General features: G+C 74.3%; 2 protein-coding genes. Both read right to left on the reverse strand.

Going from position 1 to position 1,921, the window contains the following annotated elements; all coding sequences use genetic code 11:
- Window positions 1-1,195 (reverse strand): class I SAM-dependent methyltransferase (locus H5J29_RS30865; protein WP_181784468.1); only part of this gene is annotated, 1,195 nt, incomplete at its 3' end.
- A gap of 97 nt (window positions 1,196-1,292) precedes the next feature.
- The gene (locus tag H5J29_RS30870; protein ID WP_181784469.1) at window positions 1,293-1,688 is read right to left on the reverse strand and encodes an SgcJ/EcaC family oxidoreductase; all 396 of its coding nucleotides are present in this window, start codon (window positions 1,686-1,688) and stop codon (window positions 1,293-1,295) included.
- Window positions 1,689-1,921: the final 233 nt, after the last annotated feature.

Below are 1,921 nucleotides of genomic sequence, written 5' to 3' on the forward strand. Positions count from 1 at the left end.
AGTCGTCCAGGTCGTCGTCCAGGTCGCCGTCGAGGTGGAAGTCGTCGGCGACCTCGAAGTCGTCGTCGTCCAGGTCGTCGGCATGCAGGTCGTCGGAACGCAGGTCGTCGGCATGCAGGTCGTCGGCGCTCTCCCGCTCCCGCGGAACGGGGTGCGGGCGGGGGCTCGGGCTGGGGCGGGCAGAGACCGCCGGGATCCCTTCGGCGGGCGTCTCGGCCTCCGGGTCCGCCTCGGAGCCGGCACCCGTGTCCACCCCGGAGCCCGCCCCACCCCAGCTCACGGGCCGGTGGGTGAGGAGGTCCGGCTCGCCCCGGGCGTCCCCGCGCGGCTCCTGCTCGGGCACGTGGTGCAGCCGCGAGGACTCCGCGCTCACCGCCCCGACGGGAGCGGGACCGGAGGACAGCGCGTCGGTCTCGGAGACGTCCTCGGAGACGGCCTCCGGCCGGGCACCGGCCTTCGGCGACCGGGCGAGGAACGTGTAGAGGATGTGCTCCTGGCGGCCCGCGAAGGTCTGCACGCGGACGTCCGTGAACAGCGAGTGCCGCAGCCGCTCGGCGAACTCGACGGCGCCGTCGAACCGGACCACCGACCGCCACAGGAAGTCGACGGCGCCGGGCACCCGCCCGTGGGCACGGATGCGGGGCAGGTAGTCCAGCCAGCACAGCGCCGCCCACCGCGACCGGCTGTTGCGGTTGCCGCGCACGGCGTACTCGTGCACGGCCAGCGTCCCGCCGGGCAGCAGCAGGTCCTTGAGGTAGCCGAGGGTGTCGTCGAGGTTGCGCTGGTGGCGCATCTGGAACACGACGAGGATCGCGTCGAAGCGACCGGCGAGCCCCTCCTGTTCCAGGACGTCGTCGAGGGTGCCGAAGGTCCCCGTGAAGAAGCGGTAGTCGTTCGGCCAGCCCCCGGGCCGCCGCTGGGCCTGCCGGGCGAGCTCGTGGGACTCGTCGAACGCGACGACCTTCCAGCCGGGGGCGTCCTCCTGCACACCCTTCACGACCGCGCCGCTCCCGCAGCCGATCACCAGGAGCCGCTTGTTGGCCTCGCCGAGCCCCATCCGGCGCACGGTGGTCTTGAGCTGGGCGGTGAACCCGGTGGTGTCGCCGATCAGCCGGTCGAACGCGCGGGCGGGCATGCCCGGCCCGGGGGCCACCCCCTGGACGTGGGTGTCCGACGTCGTCTCGGTCGCGTTCACCCCCCGATCCTGACGCATGTACCGGCCGCACCCAAGCGGACGCGCGCCGTGAAGGGTGACGACCTGGGCGCGGGCCGACGACCCGGGCCCAGGCCGCTCAGGCCCGGCGGGTGTTCTGGAAGGCGCTCACCTTCCACTCCGCACCCTGTCTGACCAGCACGTACGACACCACCGACCGGCGCTCGTCCGGCACGATGTCGACGTCGTCGGGCCGGATCCCGCCCGACGCGTTCACCACATCCACGACGCCGGGGCCCACCTCCCGCACCGTGACCTCCGGGGCGGGGGCCCCGGGCGGCGGGGTGAGCCGGGAGCCCTTGAGCGGGCCGTCGAACAGGAAGCGGTGCACGTCCTCGACGGCCTGGCGGCCGTGCAGGACGGTGCCGTCGAACACCACGTAGGTGCAGTCGGCGGTGAAGGGGGCGGCGAACGCGGCGGCGTCCCCCGCGTCCCAGGCGGCGGTGATCGCGGCGAGCACGGTCTCCACGGACATGCGGTTCTCCTCGAGGAGTGAAGGAACCGCGCGGGTAGGCTCGCGATGCTGGTCCGGGCCGTCCCGCGCGGAGGGTCGGGGTCTGCCCGGGTGGGGACGTTGCCGCGTCCCCGCCCGGGATCTCGTGGCCTACACCGGAGGCACCCCCTCCAGGTCGCGGGGGTCGGCGGGCCAGCTGAGCGCGCCGGAGTCGATGTCGGCCAGCAGCCCGGCCGTGAGGTCCCGCTCCGCGG

Origin of the sequence: Pseudonocardia pini, from assembly GCF_013870575.1 — a bacterium.
Lineage (GTDB): Bacteria > Actinomycetota > Actinomycetes > Mycobacteriales > Pseudonocardiaceae > Pseudonocardia > Pseudonocardia pini.